General features: G+C 66.9%; 19 protein-coding genes. All 19 read left to right on the forward strand.

Annotated elements, in window-relative coordinates:
- Positions 1–37 precede the first annotated feature (37 nt).
- The 19 genes from ACG83_RS03945 (at position 38) to ACG83_RS43870 (ending at position 15,225) form a co-directional block, all read left to right on the forward strand.
- Positions 38–541: a hypothetical protein gene (locus ACG83_RS03945; protein ID WP_054564752.1), complete on the forward strand. Its 504-nt coding sequence runs from the start codon at positions 38–40 to the stop codon at positions 539–541.
- A 141-nt stretch (positions 542–682) separates the two neighbouring features.
- On the forward strand, positions 683–1,042 hold the full coding sequence (locus ACG83_RS03950) for a hypothetical protein (RefSeq protein ID WP_054564753.1): 360 nt from the start codon (positions 683–685) through the stop codon (positions 1,040–1,042).
- Positions 1,043–1,098: 56 nt separating this feature from the next.
- Positions 1,099–1,419, forward strand: a complete 321-nt coding sequence (locus ACG83_RS03955) for a hypothetical protein (protein ID WP_054564754.1) — start codon at positions 1,099–1,101, stop codon at positions 1,417–1,419.
- Positions 1,420–1,612: 193 nt separating this feature from the next.
- On the forward strand, positions 1,613–2,005 hold the full coding sequence (locus ACG83_RS03960; protein ID WP_054564755.1) for a hypothetical protein: 393 nt from the start codon (positions 1,613–1,615) through the stop codon (positions 2,003–2,005).
- 5 nt (positions 2,006–2,010) lie between these two features.
- Entirely contained in the window at positions 2,011–2,553 is a 543-nt protein-coding gene (locus tag ACG83_RS03965; protein WP_054564756.1) for a hypothetical protein, read from the forward strand.
- On the forward strand, positions 2,543–2,797 hold the full coding sequence (locus ACG83_RS03970; RefSeq protein ID WP_054565400.1) for a hypothetical protein: 255 nt from the start codon (positions 2,543–2,545) through the stop codon (positions 2,795–2,797). The genes ACG83_RS03965 and ACG83_RS03970 overlap by 11 nt, the downstream gene beginning before the upstream one ends.
- Positions 2,798–2,857: 60 nt before the next feature.
- A complete protein-coding gene (locus ACG83_RS03975; protein ID WP_054564757.1) occupies positions 2,858–3,391 on the forward strand; it encodes a hypothetical protein in 534 nt (177 codons plus the stop codon).
- 45 nt (positions 3,392–3,436) lie between these two features.
- Positions 3,437–3,817 (forward strand): hypothetical protein, encoded by a 381-nt coding sequence (locus ACG83_RS03980; protein WP_235497599.1) that lies wholly within the window; start codon positions 3,437–3,439, stop codon positions 3,815–3,817.
- 156 nt (positions 3,818–3,973) lie between these two features.
- Positions 3,974–4,264, forward strand: coding sequence for a hypothetical protein (locus ACG83_RS03985; protein ID WP_235497601.1), 291 nt, complete (start codon positions 3,974–3,976; stop codon positions 4,262–4,264).
- 64 nt (positions 4,265–4,328) lie between these two features.
- Positions 4,329–4,577 (forward strand): hypothetical protein, encoded by a 249-nt coding sequence (locus ACG83_RS03990; RefSeq protein ID WP_054564760.1) that lies wholly within the window; start codon positions 4,329–4,331, stop codon positions 4,575–4,577.
- Positions 4,578–4,704: 127 nt separating this feature from the next.
- Positions 4,705–4,935, forward strand: a complete 231-nt coding sequence (locus ACG83_RS03995) for a hypothetical protein (RefSeq protein ID WP_054564761.1) — start codon at positions 4,705–4,707, stop codon at positions 4,933–4,935.
- A gap of 72 nt (positions 4,936–5,007) precedes the next feature.
- Positions 5,008–5,556 carry a hypothetical protein gene (locus ACG83_RS04000; protein ID WP_054564762.1) on the forward strand — a complete coding sequence of 183 codons (549 nt, stop codon included), beginning with the start codon at positions 5,008–5,010 and terminating at the stop codon, positions 5,554–5,556.
- A gap of 28 nt (positions 5,557–5,584) precedes the next feature.
- The gene (locus ACG83_RS04005; RefSeq protein WP_054564763.1) at positions 5,585–6,214 is read left to right on the forward strand and encodes a hypothetical protein; all 630 of its coding nucleotides are present in this window, start codon (positions 5,585–5,587) and stop codon (positions 6,212–6,214) included.
- A 270-nt stretch (positions 6,215–6,484) separates the two neighbouring features.
- Positions 6,485–7,216 (forward strand): hypothetical protein, encoded by a 732-nt coding sequence (locus ACG83_RS04010; RefSeq protein ID WP_054564764.1) that lies wholly within the window; start codon positions 6,485–6,487, stop codon positions 7,214–7,216.
- Between the two features lie 780 nt (positions 7,217–7,996).
- Positions 7,997–8,527, forward strand: a complete 531-nt coding sequence (locus ACG83_RS04020; RefSeq protein ID WP_054564766.1) for a hypothetical protein — start codon at positions 7,997–7,999, stop codon at positions 8,525–8,527.
- A 331-nt stretch (positions 8,528–8,858) separates the two neighbouring features.
- Positions 8,859–9,338, forward strand: a complete 480-nt coding sequence (locus ACG83_RS04025; RefSeq protein ID WP_054564767.1) for a hypothetical protein — start codon at positions 8,859–8,861, stop codon at positions 9,336–9,338.
- Positions 9,339–9,694: 356 nt separating this feature from the next.
- Positions 9,695–10,498, forward strand: coding sequence for a hypothetical protein (locus tag ACG83_RS04030; RefSeq protein WP_054564768.1), 804 nt, complete (start codon positions 9,695–9,697; stop codon positions 10,496–10,498).
- Between the two features lie 278 nt (positions 10,499–10,776).
- Positions 10,777–11,307 (forward strand): transcriptional regulator, encoded by a 531-nt coding sequence (locus tag ACG83_RS04035; protein ID WP_054564769.1) that lies wholly within the window; start codon positions 10,777–10,779, stop codon positions 11,305–11,307.
- Positions 11,308–13,053: 1,746 nt separating this feature from the next.
- Positions 13,054–15,225, forward strand: a complete 2,172-nt coding sequence (locus tag ACG83_RS43870; protein WP_235497739.1) for a protein kinase/lanthionine synthetase C family protein — start codon at positions 13,054–13,056, stop codon at positions 15,223–15,225.
- Positions 15,226–15,329: the final 104 nt, after the last annotated feature.

Below are 15,329 nucleotides of genomic sequence, written 5' to 3' on the forward strand. Positions count from 1 at the left end.
TACCCGCACAACTGACCGGAAGGGACCGGGTATCGCGATGTTCGCCGCACTGACCGTCGATGGCACGACCGTGAACAGCCTGGACGAAGACAGCAGCATCAAGCTGATCTTCGACGCCGACATCGAGTTCCGCTGTTCCGCCTGCGGGGCGGACCTTGTCGAGACCCCGCACGGCTTCGACGACAACGGCGACAACGCATGCCCCGCCTACCAGCCGGACGAGCCCGACGCGGACGGCACCGGACCGCACACGCCCGAACGGGTCGCGCTGTCGTGGTGCAACAGCGCCGGCATCCGCACCGACGAGGCCGACGACGCGATCACCCTGAGCCTGTCCACCGGCCACCCACTCGGCGCGTTCACGATCACCATCCGGCGGGTCCCCGACGATGCCGACAGCCCGCTCGCGGGACGGCTCCTGCTGCACCTGCCCTACCCGGACCAGCCGATGCCGCACGACCAGCTACACCCACTGCACCCCGGCACGTTCGTCATCGGCCGGCCCGTCCCGGCCCGACGAGCCCGCCTCACCGCCGCCTGAGCACGCGTTTCCCGACAGCCGGCGCCCTCCCTGCCGCCCGCATGTAGCAGCAGGCAGGCGCCTGGCTCCGCTCAGGACATACCCGCCGGTCTGTCCCGGGCCGGCGGTTCGCTACCGCTCCACGACCAGGAAGGCATTCGCATGCCCACGACGCCGACGCTCGCGGTCGCCACCGACTTCATCCTGTCGCACGCCACCGAACAGGATTTGACCCGCATCACCGAGATGGTCCAGCAGCGACGGACCGCGCTCGCCGCGATCAGAGGCGCGTCCCTGACCACCGGCACCCCCGTGCGGATCGCCAACATCAAGCCCCGCTACCTCAACGGGCTGACCGGCACCATCCGCCAGATCGACGGCAAGCACGCCACGATCATCCTCGACGCCGAGTCCACGGACCGGCTGCGCTTCACCCCCAGCAACAAGCGTTTCCCCGTTCCCTTCGAGGCGACCAGCTTCGACCTGCGCGGCGTGCCGCTGAGCTGCTGCCTGCCCACCTGACCCCGCCGCCGCCGGTGGAGAGACCGACGTTCAACACTCCTCGCAGGGAGATCAGCATGGCCTCCGCGCACACGACGATGCGTGTGACCCTCGATGGCCTCGGCGAGTACGAGGTACCAGCCAACGATCTGCGCTGGAACGGCTTCGCCTGCCCCGGCTTCACCCTCGACCAGGTTCGTGACATCGCGATCGATCTGCATCTGTCCAACCTGGCCGTCGGCTCCGACGACCAGGAGACGATCATCGTCGGAGAGGACGAGACCGTCACGATCCACAACACCTGGTCGGACGACACGGAGACGGTCGAGCCCAACCCGCGCGACGGCCTGTACTACGTCGGCGGCTTCCGGTGGACCTGGCAGATCGTCGGCGAGTAAGCGCCGCCGGACACCGGTCGAGGACGCGCCGTCCCCAACACCGACCGGGCCACGTCCCGGCCCCGCCCGGCTCCCCCGTGCAGGACCCCGGTTACGGACGCCCCGAGCAGCGCCGGCAGTCGCACGGCTGCGCTCCCGCCCGCACGGCCCCGTGCACTCGCATACCCGCCCGCCCCGAAAGGGGGTCGTTCCTGTGCTGTTCGACCTGTCCGTGCTCCCGACCGCCGAGGCCCACGATCTCAGTGCGGCCCTGTCTGCGATCAACACCGAGTTGGTGCGGCGGATCAACGCTGATGGCGGGTTCGCGTCGAAGGTCCGCGAGCTGTACCCGACGGCCGTCGCCGTGCTCTGCGACGTGGTCTGGGACGAGTACCCGACCGCGTCCGCGGAAGGCGTGCTCCTCGCCGACGACAGAGTGATCCCCGTCGACGCGCGGACCGCCCCGGACCTGTGGGGCGAGATCTGCGACGAGGTCGCGGATCTGGCGGCTGTCGACGGCGCGATCGGCGAGGACGTCACCCACGGCCATCTGATCCGCCTCGGCCCCCCGCCCGTGCTCGTCGGCGACGACCCGTCCCGGGCCTGATCCCGATGGGCCGCACCGCAGGCCGCCGGACGTCTCCGACGGCGGCCGACGTCGACACGCGCCGCCGCCGACCGGTCAACCCGGGCGGCCCGCCGACCGATGACGACCGTCTCGACGCCCGCGCGCTGCTCGCCACGCTGACCGGCGGTGACACCAGCCGGCATGCGGCGCTGCGCGCCGCTCACCTCGCCGACCACACCGCACCCAGCTACGACCCCGAGCGGGTCGTCCGCATCCTGACCGCGCTCCGCGACCAGCTCGCCGGCGAGATCGACGCCTGGATCTATCACCGGATCTCCCGGGCCCACGCCGAGGAGAACTGCCGCAGGCACCTCGACGGCGGTAGTTGCTCCGCCTGCGTCGATCCCTGCACGTTCTGCCTCAGCTGGGCCGACGCGCTCGACCTGGAACGGGTCGAGCGTGCCGGCCGGCACGTCTGGCGACCCCGTCCCCACGCGGATGTACAGCCCCGCCCGGCGACCCGACGCCGCCGCGCGGGCCGGGTCGCGGCGTCCTCACCCGAACGGAGCGACGGTGATGGCTCCTGAGTTTCCCTTGCCTTTGAGGTTCGTCCGCTGCCCGGTGGGAGCCGGCATCTACGTGCCCCGCGCCGGCCACGACGTGCCGCTGTGGGCCGTTGTCGCGGCCAGCTCCCAGCCCGGCGAGTTCCACGTCGGTCTTCTCCGCGACGACCAGAACAGTATCCAAAGCCGGTACGACCTTCCCGGCCTGGGCAAAGCGCTCGACCGGACGCGTGCCAAGGCCGATGTCTGCGCGGGCTCCCGGGACTAGCCGCACCCTCCCCCTGGGAGATTTCCCCCGGATGGTCGTCCGCCATGGAAAGGAGTGGCAGTGAACCATGCCTCCGAATTTCCCGAGCTGATGAGAATGCTGCCGATCGACTGGCGCCGGAATGTTCCGATTCCCGCTGTCACCGCGCGCCATCCGGACGGGGAGCCAGACTTCTCGACCGTGGACGGCCGGGAGGCATTCCGTCTCGCCTCTGAGGGACGGTGCGGTATCTGTGCTCAACCGTTCGCCGAGGAGGTCGCGTTTCTCGGCGGCCCGGGGGCCGCCGCCGTCGGGGCCTACCACGATCCTCCGATGCATGAAGGATGTGCCGAGGCGTCCACCCGGCTTTGTCCTCATCTGGCCCGCCGGGACATGCGCCGGCTCACCGATCGGCGTTCCACTGGCGAGCTTCCCGCCGGAAACTCCCCGGGCAAGCCGGACCGGTGGGTGATGTGGATCTGCCGGGGATTCAGCGGGGCTGTCGTGAATGCCATGCCGGTGTTTCTTCCTGAACCCTACACCCGGCTACGGATCTTCACCTATACCGCCGAGGGCCAGTTGCACGAATCCTTCGACACGACACCCGGGGGGTGACCCCGCAGCCCTGCTCTTCCCGCTCCTGGAGAAATGGAGATCATGATGTGGAACGGCCGCCTGCTGCTCGGCGTGCGATTTCTGCGGATGCGCCGGTGGGTCCCGTCGCGGGACCCGCGGTCGCGGCGTGAGCGGGCACGTGACGTGTTCGTCGACGCCCGCGACGCGTTGCGGATGGTGCTGGAAGACGATATCGAGGCCGGGACGCGGACCGAGTGGCCGTCGGCGACCGGGCTTGTGGTCGATGTCTACGCGGACGAACTCGGGGAGGCCCGCGCCCGGTTGATCGCCGTTCTCGCCGACGACGGTTCCACCGGTGACGTACGGGACCTGCTCGCCGAGTCGCTCGCCGACCTGCTCGACGAATGGGCGACCACCGCCAACGCCGACAGCACCGAGATCGTGTTCCGCCCACTACCCGAGTAGCACTGATCTCTGTCCGCCGTGCGCCCGCGTGCTGTGACGCCGGCCGCCTGGTGACCGGACTTGCCCCCACGCGGACCGGTGTTTTCTCGCGGTGCTCGGTACGGATTTCCGCGCACGTTCTGAGTCTGGAAGGGACAACCGATGCCGGATTCATCGGTGAGTTACGGAACGATTGACATGTACGACGCGCTGCCTCCGCATCCCTGCGCGAGCTGGGAACCGGGAAACGTGGGCAGCTTCTCCCTCCGCATCACCGCGCTACTCGACGAGAGCGGCGGAATTCTCGTCCACGTCGACACCGCGCTGACCCTGAAAGGCGCGGAGGAACCGCCGATCAGGGTCCTGGTCGACGACGGAGAGGTTTACAGCAGTCCCGCCACGCTCAGCGGTGACTGTGCCGACCCTGACCACGGACATCCCGTTCCCTGGCGCACCGCTGAGGGCTGAGCGACACCCGCATGTCGATGCCGGGTATTCCGCCCGGTTTACCACGGAAAGGAACGTGATTCCCGTGTTCTACCTGAGTCGCCGTCGCCGCCGGGAGCTGCGGTTCTGGGGGTTCGTCCTCCTGTTCGTATGGCTGCTGGGCGTCACCGCCGCGCATAACGTCACCGTGTTCGCCGCCTACGGGGCGGTCGCCCTCGTCGCGATCATCGCTGATCTGACCGCCGGTCGGAGCCACCGTGGCCGGCGCCGCCGCCCGGCCCGGCGGGCACGGCCGGGTCGCACCCGTGTTCACCGGCCCGGACGGGCTACCTGACCGGGTTCTTCCGAAGGCCGGACTACGATGCCGCGTCGCGCACGCATCACCGCCGTGGACCCGGAGCAGCATCTACGCCAGGCCCTCGTTTCCGCACCCGGAAGCGGTCGAGGGTGCAACGGCCCAGATGAACACGCCGCTCTACAGCGTGGCGCTGGCTCACAACAAGAATCGCTCTCTCTGGACTGCCGATGTTCGTGTCGAGGCTTTCCCGCGCCTGTTCGAGGACCGAAGCACGGCGTTGGAGGTCATCGAGCGGGCGGCGGAGATAGCCCGGGAACTCAACCCCAAGGTCGCCGTTCAGATCGCTTTCTTCGTCCACGACGACGGTGGCCGATGGGCGGCGTTCGTGGACTAACAGCAACGCCGGCTTCAACACCGACTCGCGGCGCACACGCCAACACCAGGCTGAGAAACGCGGAGTACGACCATGCCCAAAAGCAAGCTCGACCAGATCGTGGCGGACTGCGCCGAGCTGGTCAACATCGCGCTGTTGGCCCTCGACTGGGCCGAGCAGGAGATCACGCAGGCGATTTCCCGCCACCCGCGTAAGCGTGACCAGCTCTTTCACAGCTACCCGATCCTGGTCCCGACCACCATCCTCTTTCCGGTCGAGTTCGTCTACCGGGGGCACTTCCGGGAGATCCTCGAAAGGGTCGCCGCTGGCAAGGACACGCGCCCCGGTACGGCTGCCGAGGCGTGTTGCCTGCTGACCGAGGTCAGCAAGGCCACGCCTTTCCCGTCGTATGGCTACGGGCTCTACTTCCGACTGTGGGAGAAGGCGTTCCCCGACCACGGGACGACCGCGTCGGACTCTCAGATCGGCCACTACGAGGCCCTGTTCGGCCCGAAAATCGACGAACTGGAGAACGATATCCGCAAGGACCTGACGGTGCAGGACCGTCGGCTCGGCCCGATCACCTGTGACGGCGTACACAACGGCGTGATCGTTGACTGCGCCTACGCCCGTACCCAGTAGCCGAGGGATCGTGGAACGGAGTACAGCCATGTCCGAGTCCGGCACACCGCTTCCGGCTCTCGCGGAGGGCGTCGCCGCCGAGCTGGGAGACGACTGGAAGGTTGAGGCCGGCAACTGGCCGGAGGATGCTTTCCTGGTTAAGAAGTCGAACCCGCTCTGCAAGATACACGTCCAAATGGGCCGGCACTACAGCAAGCGACACAAGATCGAGATCTCTGGTATCTACCCGCACCGCGCGTCCGAGTACCGGACCGGTCGCGCACCCAGGGACAGGACCTATGCCGCGCCGAACAAGTCGCCGCTGGCGATCGCGCGGCAGATCCAGCGATATGTCCTGCCAGGCTACGAGGCTGAGCTGGCGCGGGTGTGTGAGATTCTCGACGACCGGCGCAGAACGCAGCAGCACGCGGAGGAGATCGCGCGCGACGTCATGGCCGCGTTCGGTCTTCCGTGGACAGGACTCGACCGCACGGCCGACGAGTACCAGCGAGACCGCTGGGTTCCGGTCGCCAGCTTCTGGCGCCACCCCAAGCAGACGATCGGGAACTTCAGCGCGGAGCTTAAGCACCGGGGCGAGGTCGAGTTCACGTTCTCCACGCACGCCGGCCACGCCGTGAAGATCGCCGAGTTCCTGGCCTCTCTTCCGCCGGTTGAGTAACGTCCGGCGGCCCCCTCGACAGGTCGTGCGGCCAGCACGGTTGAGCGCTGCGGTCTGCCCTTTGGTTGGGACCTGACCGACCAGACCCCACCTACCCGTTCTCAGCGGCCAGGGCGGACCCAAGGCTGTGCGGTGGCCGACGTGCCGCCGTCGGCGCCTCGGCCACCGCGCACCTCTCGGTCCGGCCGGTCCGGCCGTCACGCCCCGGCCTCCTCGTCCGCTCTGCGATCAGCCTGTCCGCCGTGCTGCGCCCGGAAGGAGCGCCCCGCCATGCCCTCGACCCCGCATCTGCTCGGCTTCGCCGAACTCCTCGGCCGGCTCCGCCACGTCCTGACCGTCAACGGCGAGGACACCGTCACCCGCCGCCCCACCGATCTGACCTACCAGCCGTACTTCGGCCGGGACGGCTGGCCCCGCCGTCTACACGGGCACATCCTGTTCTGGCTGAACGGCCACCTCGATCCGGCCAGCCTGCTCAACCTCGATTCCGCCGCCGACGTCCTCAGCGCACTCGGCTACCCGCTGACCGTCAAGGCCGCCGTTCTCGCCAGCGAGGCTGAGCAGCTCAGCTTGCAGGGCTGGACCTGGGGCCACGCCGTCCACACAGCGGTCCTGCGCACCGTCGAGGACGACGAACCGGAAGACACCCGCATCGGCGACGCCACCGTGATGGCCGTGCTCACCCACGTCGCCGCCCGCCACGCCCCCGAGATGACCAGCCCGACCCGGGCCGTCCCGCTGTTCCACCGCGGCTATCCGACCGGGCTGCTGGGTCACCTGGCCGCCGAGCTGCGCCTCGATGCCGTCCACGCCTCCGCTCTCGGGGACACCCGCGCGCTGGCCCTGTTCGGCCACCTCGGCTGGACACTGTCCCCCCGCGCCAGTGCGGTCCTCATCACCGCCGAGCAGGTCGAAGCGGACGGGGCCACCTGGACCGACGTCGCCATCAAGGCCAGGGACACCCCCCGCGACCACCTGCCCCGCGAGCCCTGGGACCGCTGAACCGCCCCGGCGCCCGCGACCGCCTCAGTGACCGGTCCGCCGAACTGTGCCGGTCCCGCTCCCGCAGGAGGCGGCCGGCGGCGGCCGTCACGACCGCCCTCGCCGCCAGGCAGAGCGGTGTCCCGTCCTGCGGCCTGCACCTCCCTCCCCTCAACCACCTTCACGAGAAAGAGAGCCATCAGCATGCGTGAATACATTGCGCGCGCGGGAATGGATGATGCCTGGCTGTGCCGATGCGGCAACAGCCCAGGGGGCGACGGATTCGTCCCGGTCCACCGGGGCCGGGAAATCGACCCGAGCTCGGCCCGCTGGCGGGGCCACTATTGCTGCCTGACCTGCGGCCTGTTGATCACCTGGCCGACCCGGGAGATCATCGGGCACATCGACTTCGCGGACCTCGTCCTGTGCGCGTCCGCACCCTGCCCGAAGCGGCGACGGCGACCGTCCTTCCCACCGCGCAGCAGGCGCGTGCGTCAGCGACGTCGAGCGCGACGGTCCGGCCCTCGGCAGCCCCGTCGGCCTGCCTCTCCACGGTGACACGACCGGGCTGGCTGCGCGCCGAGATCGACCGGTGCGTAGCCCGGTCGGGACGCCACATCACCACGATCGGAAGGCTGAGCCTGGCCGGGGCAGACGAGATGCCGGGCCAGGGCGAACACGCCCGGTGTGGTGCCGGCCGGCCTGGCGCGATCAGACTGGAGGGGACGGCGGTCCGGCACTTCCCTCGCGGGTGACGGACCGCGCCGCCGCTGCGACCCCGCCCCGTAGAGGACACCGCCGATGAACTTCGAGTCCCACGTCCTGGTCGACATGACCGTCAAGCAGGTCCAGGACGCCCTGGCAAAAGGCGACCAACCCGCGATCGCGGTCCTGGAAGGAGAACCCTCACGCACCCTGAGTAACTCGGCCTACCTGCGTGACCCCGCCCGCGCGGAAGCGTTCGAGCGGCAGGTCGCCGAGGAAGCGAAACACATCAACCTCGACCGTGTGATCCTGGCCGTCCCGCAGATCAGCAGACCCGAGACCATCGACGACGAGACCTCTGTCCAGCTGCGTTCCCCCTACACCGGCGGGCCGGTGCTGGAGGACGACGGCGAGATGCACGTGATCCTGTGGGTGCTCTGGGACACGGAGGAAGGCCACGAGTCCGGGATGGTCCCCTACCGACGCAAGCGCGACGGCACACCCATCTTCGACGCGTTCGACGACTCGGACTACATCTTCTCGATCCCCCTGAACGTCGGCGGCGGCCCCGGCCTCGTCCTGCTGCGAGAACTACTCAGCGAGAAGCTGCGACGCACCGGTCCCTGACCTGCCCCAACGAACGGGAACCCGCGAGCGTGAGGTCCGCGCGCCGCCAGCCCGCGGCGGCCAGCGCGCCCCTGCCAACCGTCCAGCAGCGCCCGCGGTCGTCACCACACACCCGCAGCCGGCGACGATCCGCATCGTCACCGTCCTACCTCGAACCGCGGGACTGTCCCTGTCGCCCAGACCGGAATCGCGGCCCCAGAACGCCACAGCCAACCGGCGGCGGGCCGCGCACCGCCGCATACGGTGGACACGCCGACGAGCCGTCTACACCCGACCGCCGTTCCACCGCCCTGGGCTCCGGAACGGGATTCCTGGACCACTGGAGGCCGCGATGAACGACGCCACCTGGACCCTGGTGACCGACGTCGTGGACCGCGTCCAGCAGTCCATCCGGATGACCGACTACCCGGCCATCGTCATCCTCGACGGGGACCGCCGCCAGATCCTCTCCGACTACGACTACATCCACGGCGAGAACGCACGGATCGACTTCGAGACCCGCGCCGCCGACCACGCCCACGCCCTGCACGCCCGCCGGTTCACCTTCGCCGTCCCGCAGATCATCGAGATGAGCCCCGGCAACCTGCAAGCCCACGCGTTCTCCGTCCGGCCCCTGCGCGACGGCGAACAGGAAAGCGTGGTCTGGACCGCCTACGACGCCGACGACGGTGTCGACTACGGCTGGGCCCCCTACACCCGCCGGCCGTCCGGCCAGCCGATCTTCGACGAGCCCAGCACCTTCCACCTCCCGGCGATACCGACCAGCGGCTTCCCCGGTCTCCGCCTGCTGCGCCTGCTCACCGCCGACTAGACCAGGCCCACCGGGCACTGCTCACGTTCGCCGACCGGGCCCGCAGGTCCTCCTTCTCGGACGTCCACTCGCAGGTGAAGGGCCAGCAGCGATGACGCTGCTCGGCTCGCCCACAGCTGTCCCATGACCGGGCGCCGTTCTGCTGGGCAGGCAAGCCGCCGACCGCGCCCAGGCGCGGCGCGTGCCGACGCCGAGGCACGCCCGCACAGCGACGCGTCGCACGGGCTGGCATTCGCCCTTCGCGATCACCATCGGAGATCGCCATGCCCCCCTTCGCTCACTGTTCACCATCGGAGCAGTACACGACGCTTCGAGTCTCTTCCCGTTCCCGGCTGATCCACCTGACGCTTACCGGGATGACCGCGACCCTCTGCGGTCGCCCCTTCCGCGAGCAGATTCCCTCGGACCAACCGGGCCCCACCGCACCCGTCTGCGGGCACTGTGCCCGCACGGCCGCCCTGCACCCGCTCGACCGGGACCCGCCCGGCTACCACCTCACCGCCTCGTCGACCGGGCCCGGCCAGGTCACCGCGGCCGATCCGACCGGACGCACGATCAGCACCGCAGAGACCTTCGGACCTGCCCGGTTCCACGCCTGGGACCACGCCCGCACCACCGCGCTCGCGACCGCACGTCTGCGCCGCGACCGCCGACGGATGGGCCCCGCTGACCACGAGGCGTGGCGGGTTCTCCTCGCCGCCCCGGCCGGCCGCTGGCGGCCCGCCGGCACGATCCACACCCGTACCGACGGGTTCCTCGCCGACCTCGACGACGCCGCCACTGCCGCCCCTCGGTGGTTCCGCAGCCGCCATCAGGCACGCCGATGGATCGTCGAGCACCGCGTCGTACACGGCTGGCCCCACACCGGATGGCTCGTCCTCGACGGCGCCCGCCTCCTGCGCCGCACCAGCAGCCGCCACGCCGCCACCCGGTGGCTACGTGGCTACCACGCGACCTTCACCGGACTGCGCGCCACCACGATCCGGCCCGCCGGCCTCGACGCCTACCAGCACCATTATCACGACGGCAGCGTCTTCACCGTCACCCGCGCCATCCACGCCGCCGACCACGGCATCGACCTGTCGAGCGCACCCCGATACCCCTACGACGATCTCCCTTTCGACGAAGGCCCCACCCGCGCCGTCACCGGCACTGTGTAGGCGCGCCGGCGCCAGTGCCGGCCGCGTGGCGCGTCCCCTCGAACCCCCACCGGATTCCCGCAGGAACCGCCGCGAATCGTGCCCAGCCGCACCTGTCCGACCGCGTCCCTGCGCTTCCGGCCGCGCCGCGACGGCCGACTCAATCACTGGCACCCGCGCGACCCCACCCCGGACCGCGCTCCCGGCCTCAGGCCGAAGCTGCGTCCCGCATGGGCGCAGAAACCCGGACCCCGGCTTGCCCACACCCATTCCCGGCCCACCAATCCCAGGGAGGAAACATGTCCACGACCAGCGACAACCGCTCCTACGCCCGCGAGGTGGGCGCCCGACTACGCACCATCCGCACCCAGCAAGGCCACTCCCTCCAGCAGATCGAGACCCGCTCGGACGGCCAGTGGAAGACCGCGGCACTCGGCTCCTACGAACGCGGCGACCGGATGATCAGCATCGAGAGGCTCGCCGCGCTCGCCGCCTTCTACGGCGTCCCCGTCCACACCCTGCTGCCCGGCGGACACCCCGGACCCGTCCCAGCGCAGGCCGCCCGCGTCGTGCTCAACCTGCCCGCACTGGCCCGCGTGCCCTCCGATGACGCCGGGCCGCTGCGCCGCTGGGTCGCCGAGATCCAGCGGGAACGCGACGACTACGCCGGCCGGGTCCTCTCGATCCGCGCAGGAGACCTGCGCACCCTCACGACCCTCTACACCCTCGACCGCGACCAGCTCCTCGACATGCTCCAGCAGTGGAAGGTGCTCGACCCCACGAGCACCCTCGCGAACACCTCCGCCACAGCAGAAGCGCAGGGGACGTGATCCAGCCGGCTGTGCTTCCGTCTGTGTGTTCTCCCGCCGTACTCGGCGGGAGAACACACAGACACGGACAACCTCCACACAACCGCGGCCCGGGAGGCGGACACGCCCAACTCCTCCAGGGCGTCCACCACCTGCTGATGGGAGAGGATCGCATCCGTCCAGCAGGCGATCCTCGATCCCACGGGCGATCCCGAGCTTCCCGGCCCACCGCTGACCGGGTCCGACCCGCGAGAGAGTTTCGCCGGGCGTTTCGGTCCCATCTCTCGTCGAGCGCCGATAAACGCCATGCAACGCTTGTAGGTTCGCATCTAACTTGTCGGCGGGGATGCTGTGACCAGGCCCTTTCCGTCATTCTCATCTACGTGTCGCCGGGGTTGTTTCTCGCCGATCTGTCATTTCCTGCGATCGAAATAGGCTAATATCTAGATCATCGCGTTGACGTTGATTGGATGAGTCGGCCCATGGAGTCGGCCCGAGCGCAGAACGGGACTGATCGGAGGTGGCTGGGGGGAGCGCGGGCGTTCCACCGGCGGAAGAGGTGGGAGCTGTTCCACATTGATCCGATAGGAGAACGACGCGTCGGCCAGGGCCGAACGCGTTCACATGGGGTCGGCTCGAACGTCTATAGATCACGTCCCAGGGTGCGGGTCGAGCCGGCCGCGGGCCAACCACCGCGGCTCGGCCGTGGCGGGGGCAGATGGACTGGGGCGTCGTACCGCACGATCCGTTGTGACCAGGCTCTTCATCCACAGTCAGAACCGCGACCAGCCAATAAGGTAGATCCCACGTTCGGCCCCGGGTCTCAGGCACGCCCGGATCCGGCGGCGCCCCGGCTGGCGCGCCGTTCCATCTGGCGACCTCTCTAGTCGAGGCGGTGGACCAGAAGTGCGGACGAGTGTACAATGCGGACCTACGGGGACACTACAATCGAACAACAGTGTATGTCTCCGAAGGTGAGCCGAGTAGTCGCTGCGTCCCAATGGAGGCAACAGAATGCCCGAGCCGGGAGACGAACCACGCAGAGTAAGCGACGCGTCCATTGACGATGACGATCTCGACGGCCTCACGGCAGACGCCCTTGGGCCGCGATGGGTGCTTCGCTCCGCAGTTCAAGGCAGTGACTCGACCTGCCATACCGGATGGACCTTTGTATGTGAAACCCATCCAACAGGCACTACTTGTCTAACCGGTCTCACATACAAATGCGACACGGGTACTTGCTCCTGGGGCTTCACACTCATATGCGACCGTCGTCCAGTTGCCTTGCCTAATTGATTGAAAACAGTCGTCTGAAAAATGAGCGACCTTAATCCAGGCCGAGTTTTCTCCGCATGGTTGGACGCAATCTCCCTCCCCTCCGGATACACGTTAAGAAACGCGGCCAGTTGGACCGTAGTGACTCGGAGTGGGGGTGTCTCTGAAAGGCTTTCCCAGGGTTGGAAGCTGCACATCTCTGCGCGGCCTGAGTCGCTCGAACGCACGGTCATAGCCGCGATTCCGGTACTCTTTGATGAAGGATGCGACTTCAAAGTCGTTGTCGATTCCTCTACGCTGAGTGCCTTCAATCATGGTATTTATGGGATGGGTTCGGTCGGCAAAGCGATCACAATATATCCTAGTCAGCGTCGAATCGAGAGGATCGCGAACCTCCTAGCTGATGCGTTGATAGATTTCGAAGCTCCGCGAATATTAAGCGATCGCCAGGTTCGGCGTGGTGCACCTGTCTACTATCGTTTCGGCCCATTTATGCCGCGTGTACGGATTGACGACAACGGGTACACTGACGTCACTATCCGGCGACCCGATGGGCGACTGGAATCGGGCCGCGCCGAGGGCGTCTACTCGGCGCCTGGATGGACAGAGGATCCCTTCGGTAACCGCCCGGCTCGCGGAACGGTTCTTCCCAAGGTCGACGGTGCACCGATAATAGGAGATCATTACAGGGTTGTCAGCGCCATAGCCCAGTCATCCAGCGGCACCACGTATCGCGCAAACGATATCCGTACTGGCCTCGGGGTTATCATCAAGGGCGCAAATGCGTTCATAAACGAAACGTCGGCGGGTGATGCACGGTCCTACCTTCGGCACGAGATTCGGGTTCTAAACGCTCTCAGCGGGATCGGTCAGGTCCCAGAAGTTGTCGATCATTTTGCCTACGGGCACGACGAGTATCTTGTGACGAATGATCTGGGGCCATGCGACCTGCGGACCGACGTCATAGAGCACGGAATCCTCGCCAACCCCGACTCCTTGAAGCGAAGTCTCGTCGCCTTCACGAGGTCCGTTCTTCAAGCGCTTGATGCGATACATAGTCGGGGCGTAGTGTTTCGCGACTTAGCTCCACAGAACGTGATAGCCATGGTCGACGGTCGATGGGGACTTGTAGACTTTGAGTTGAGTCGATTTCGTGGGGTTCAGCGTTTCGGCTGGACGCCAGGATATTCGTGCCATGGGCAGCGTGAAAACAGGGACGCATTGCCGACCGACGACTACTATTCGCTTGGTGCCGTAATCTTCTACGCGATGATGGGTATGGATCCTATCGTCATCGACGACGATCCTGCGGTTAACGATGCACGGACGATTAGCTGCCTGAGAGCCGCGTATGGCGATGAGATACCGCTCGTCGACACCGTGGCTAGTCTATTAAGCCCTGACTCCACCGAAAGGATCAAGGCCGTAGCGCAGCTCCGAACGCTGAACTGCTTGGAAAGCGTCTCGAAAGTTGTCAGACGCCGATCTCGTGTTCCACCTCTGCGTCCGATGATCCAATCTACTCTGGAAGCTAGTCTGAGGCTGGTGGACAAGGATCTTCAGTCAATTACGTGTAGCGATCTTCCACCCACGGTCGTTGCGCAGGTGGGAAGTGCTGGCCTTGTTGCAGAGGTAGCCTTGCATCCGGGTGGGCTGGAACCGGCAACGGCCCTCGCGGCCGAAGTGGCCCGAGTGATCGAAAGAGTCGATGCTCCAATCGGTCTTCTCTTTGGCCGCATGGGAGTTTGTCTTGCTCTGCAGACGGTAGCGGATTCGTCAAATGATCACAATCTCCATCGGGCAAGCCAGCGCGTGATGCCCAGTGGGCGCGACCTCGCCGATGAAAACAGATGCGATGTGGCGCATGGAATTGCGGGATTAGGGATCGGCTATCTGGCGCTGGCGGCATCTGCGTCGCATGCCGACCCGGTAATGTCACTTGCGGATGAATGTGCGAACCGCATCGTCCGGGACTACGACCAAGTTGAGGAGCAACTGGGCAACCTCCCCGAGGGAAACCCGGCTCACGCAGTATCCATTGCGGACGGATTTGCGCATGGCCGAGCTGGTGTGGCTTATTTTCTCCTTGCTCATTCTGCGTATTCCGGTAATCAGCGTAGTGGAGATCGCGCCCGGGCTATACTCGAAGGTCTGACGGGTACTGTCTCGGAACTTGTCCTGCGTGCATCCTCTGATACGGCTCGCCCAATGTGCATATCGTGGTGTCAAGGTCTCGCAGGAATTGGCACTACCCTAGCGCGGGGCGCCTATTTCTTCCGCGAAGAACGATATCTGGCCGCAGCGCGCAGTGCCGCAGACGGATGTTTGGCTATTGCGTCCCGTGTTCCGCTTGTCACGCAGTGCTGTGGACTGGCAGGGGTAGGTGAGCTGATGTTGGATATGAGTTTGGTGACGGGCGACGCGAGGTACCGAGAGGAGGCGCTGAATATCCTTGGCCTCATGCTCACTCGCAGTGGCGGGTCCGTCAGTGCTCCTCGCTTCCCGGGCAGCAGTCTGATGGACCATGCCTCTGGTTGGGGTAACGGTACTCCTGGCGTTCTTGCTTTTTTGCGTCGTTTGGCTAACCCTTTGAGCTCCAGGCACTGGATGGCCGACAATGGCCAGCTGCTGCCCGGAAATCTCGATTTCTTCCCAGCTGAATAAAAAAATAGGGTGCAAATATGACTAACGGAGGCTCGGGTTGCGCGCCGCAATCCCGTTCCTCTCGATTCTTGCACAGTATCTCTTCAAGTGGTGCCGGACTGATT

Source organism: Frankia sp. R43 (assembly GCF_001306465.1).
GTDB lineage: Bacteria > Actinomycetota > Actinomycetes > Frankiales > Frankiaceae > Parafrankia > Parafrankia irregularis.

Excerpts from the sequence above, each read along its gene's own strand:
- ACG83_RS03945 (WP_054564752.1), top strand. The coding sequence starts at position 38 with ATGTTCGCCGCACTGACCGTCGATGGCACGACCGTGAACAGCCTGGAC.
- ACG83_RS03950 (WP_054564753.1), top strand. The coding sequence starts at position 683 with ATGCCCACGACGCCGACGCTCGCGGTCGCCACCGACTTCATCCTGTCG.
- ACG83_RS03955 (WP_054564754.1), top strand. The coding sequence starts at position 1,099 with ATGGCCTCCGCGCACACGACGATGCGTGTGACCCTCGATGGCCTCGGC.
- ACG83_RS03965 (WP_054564756.1), top strand. The coding sequence starts at position 2,011 with ATGGGCCGCACCGCAGGCCGCCGGACGTCTCCGACGGCGGCCGACGTC.
- ACG83_RS03970 (WP_054565400.1), top strand. The coding sequence starts at position 2,543 with ATGGCTCCTGAGTTTCCCTTGCCTTTGAGGTTCGTCCGCTGCCCGGTG.
- ACG83_RS03980 (WP_235497599.1), top strand. The coding sequence starts at position 3,437 with ATGTGGAACGGCCGCCTGCTGCTCGGCGTGCGATTTCTGCGGATGCGC.
- ACG83_RS03995 (WP_054564761.1), top strand. The coding sequence starts at position 4,705 with ATGAACACGCCGCTCTACAGCGTGGCGCTGGCTCACAACAAGAATCGC.
- ACG83_RS04000 (WP_054564762.1), top strand. The coding sequence starts at position 5,008 with ATGCCCAAAAGCAAGCTCGACCAGATCGTGGCGGACTGCGCCGAGCTG.
- ACG83_RS04005 (WP_054564763.1), top strand. The coding sequence starts at position 5,585 with ATGTCCGAGTCCGGCACACCGCTTCCGGCTCTCGCGGAGGGCGTCGCC.
- ACG83_RS04010 (WP_054564764.1), top strand. The coding sequence starts at position 6,485 with ATGCCCTCGACCCCGCATCTGCTCGGCTTCGCCGAACTCCTCGGCCGG.
- ACG83_RS04020 (WP_054564766.1), top strand. The coding sequence starts at position 7,997 with ATGAACTTCGAGTCCCACGTCCTGGTCGACATGACCGTCAAGCAGGTC.
- ACG83_RS04025 (WP_054564767.1), top strand. The coding sequence starts at position 8,859 with ATGAACGACGCCACCTGGACCCTGGTGACCGACGTCGTGGACCGCGTC.
- ACG83_RS04030 (WP_054564768.1), top strand. The coding sequence starts at position 9,695 with ATGACCGCGACCCTCTGCGGTCGCCCCTTCCGCGAGCAGATTCCCTCG.
- ACG83_RS04035 (WP_054564769.1), top strand. The coding sequence starts at position 10,777 with ATGTCCACGACCAGCGACAACCGCTCCTACGCCCGCGAGGTGGGCGCC.
- ACG83_RS43870 (WP_235497739.1), top strand. The coding sequence starts at position 13,054 with ATGCCGCGTGTACGGATTGACGACAACGGGTACACTGACGTCACTATC.